Origin of the sequence: Paraburkholderia mimosarum LMG 23256 = NBRC 106338 (genome assembly GCF_000739815.1) — a bacterium.
Classification (GTDB): domain Bacteria; phylum Pseudomonadota; class Gammaproteobacteria; order Burkholderiales; family Burkholderiaceae; genus Paraburkholderia; species Paraburkholderia mimosarum.
The window spans coordinates 1-2,218 of the sequence record NZ_BBJJ01000243.1 but is presented as its reverse complement, the minus strand read 5'-3'; the positions used below and the strand labels follow the sequence as shown (position 1 = coordinate 2,218).

Here is a 2,218-nt window from a genome sequence, read left to right as displayed (position 1 = left end):
AGAAATTGTTCGATGCCGGCCAGTCGCCGTTCTCGAGGTAACGCACAAGCTTCGGCCACTGCTCACGCAGATAGGTTAGTGCCCTGCCAAGCAGGCTCTGGGGCAGCACCCCTGTAGACTGCTCGATCATGAGATCCTTGATGACCTGGAGTACGCGGGCGCTATAGCGTTGACGCAGGCGATGACGCCGGTCTGCATTCCACGTTTTAGTGCGTGCCTCGGCGGCAAACAACTTGCCAAACAGTTTGATGAAGCGTGTTGCGAGCAGATCCGGCGTACGTGCCGCCTTGGGAACATTTTCCTCGGCCTTGACGAAGTAACGTCTCGCGTGAACGAGGCAACCAAGGTGCACGAGCTTGTAGCGCTCGGCGATACCGTTATAAGCCTCGTAGCCATCGGTCATCAGCGCAGCGCCTTCCTGCACGCCGGCGAACAGCCTGTCAGCCAGCTTCGCCCCACGACCCGGCGTGTAGGTATAGCAACAGATCGGGATTCCCGTGCCCGTCATCTGACACCACAGGTAGCTCTTCGTCTGTGGCTTGCGCCCTTTCTCCTTGAGCACCTGGAAGGTCGTCTCGTCAGCGAGGATCACCGCTGACTCAAGCAGCGCGTCGCGCATCAGGTTGATCACCGGCTGCGTTGCGAGGCCGGCCTTAACCATGCTGGCTGCGATCGTGTTTGACGAGATATCACCACCGAAGCGGCGAAGCAGGCCAGCCTGACGATACAACGGCATGCCAAACTGGAATTTGCCCGCCGCGATCCAGGCAAGTGCAGATTCGGTCAGGAGTCCTCGTGGGATGATGCGCGACGGCGCCGGCGTGACCTTGATGCCCAGATCACAGCACGGGCAGGCATACTTGACGCGCTGGTGCTGGATCACGCGCAACTGCTCGGGAATCACGTCGAGTTGTTCGCTGATTTCCACGCCGAACTCGACCAGCGCATGGCCGTCGTTGCTGCAGAAACGCTCGGCTTCCGGAAGCTCGTGCCGCCGGATCACGCGGGGCAGACCGGGATCGAGCGGCTTGCGGTGGCCGCGCTTTTTGCGTGTATGCGCACCGACCTTCGTTTCGGGCGTATCTTCCTGGGCCGGGGCCGCATTCGCGCCAAGCGCTTCAGCTTCGTTGAACAGCCCGAATTGTTCCGGGTCCCGTGCTTCGCTCCTTGCGCCAAACAGCTCACGCCGGTAGGCACGCAGCCGTTCCTCGGCCAGGTCGCGCTCCGCGCTCACCAGACGCAGCATGCTGCGGGTTTCCTCGTGCTCGCGCTCAAGAGTGGCATACGCCTCGCGCATGGCGAGTAACGCATTGAGCTCGTCGGCGGAGATCGTGATCTGGGCGGGCATGCCGGATTAGACCATGCATGCCCGCCCATGTTCAGCTCACGCGTAAATATTCCTCCCGTGGATGTCGACGGATCGCGGTGATGTCATCGCCATCGAGCAGCGCGTGCAGCGACGCCGACGTCAATGCCACGACTTCGGTCTTCCGGTCGGGCCAGATAAAACGGCTTGCCTCAAGGCGTTTCGTCATAAGCCAGAAACCACTTCCATCCCAGCCGATAATTTTGACCCTGTCACGACGGCGGTTTACGAAGATATAAAGAGAGGAGTCCATCGGGTTCAAGTGCATGGCTTGCTCGACGAGAATCGAGAGGCTGTTCATGCCGTAGCGGAAATCGACAGGATCGCGGTGCAGGTACACCTTCAGGTTTTCGTCGAACCGGAACACGGCATCCTCCCCAGAATCTGGACCAGAGTGCTTAGTTCGTCGATGGTCGCGATGGCCTTGCCTATCTCGAGTTCTACACCGTTGGCCAGTCGCACATGCAGCGCAAGCGCCATTGACAAAGGCGGCTGTGTTGGCACCGGCGCAGTCGGTATCGAAACGACCGGCACGAACGCGGCAGACGCAGCAGCGGTCGCGACGAGCTTGCGCGAATCTGGCAGGTCGATGGTTACACCATCAACTTCATCCGACGAGGGGTCGTTGTCATCGCGGTTGTGCTGCATCGGCAAGATGCCTTGCTCGCGCTCCATCAAGTACTTCGTGATCCACTTGCGCAGCAGGTTGGCATTGACCCCGTGCTCTTGCGCTAGCCGGGCCACCGATACACCCGGCTGCAACGACGCCTCAATCAATACCCGCTTGCTTTTCTCGTCGTAGCGCCGACGGCCATCGGAGCTCCTGCGAACCACTCTTAACTCTGAGTCTTT

General features: G+C 60.2%; 3 protein-coding genes. All 3 read right to left on the bottom strand.

Annotated elements, in window-relative coordinates; genetic code table 11:
- Positions 1–1,348: IS66 family transposase (tnpC, locus tag BMI01S_RS37040; protein WP_042293259.1), on the bottom strand; the 1,348-nt coding region annotated here is incomplete at its 3' end.
- 31 nt (positions 1,349–1,379) lie between these two features.
- Entirely contained in the window at positions 1,380–1,733 is a 354-nt protein-coding gene (gene tnpB / locus BMI01S_RS37035; protein WP_042293256.1) for an IS66 family insertion sequence element accessory protein TnpB, read from the bottom strand.
- On the bottom strand, positions 1,709–2,218 hold a 510-nt coding region (gene tnpA / locus BMI01S_RS37030; RefSeq protein WP_042293253.1), incomplete at its 5' end, for an IS66-like element accessory protein TnpA. The genes tnpA and tnpB, both read right to left, overlap by 25 nt.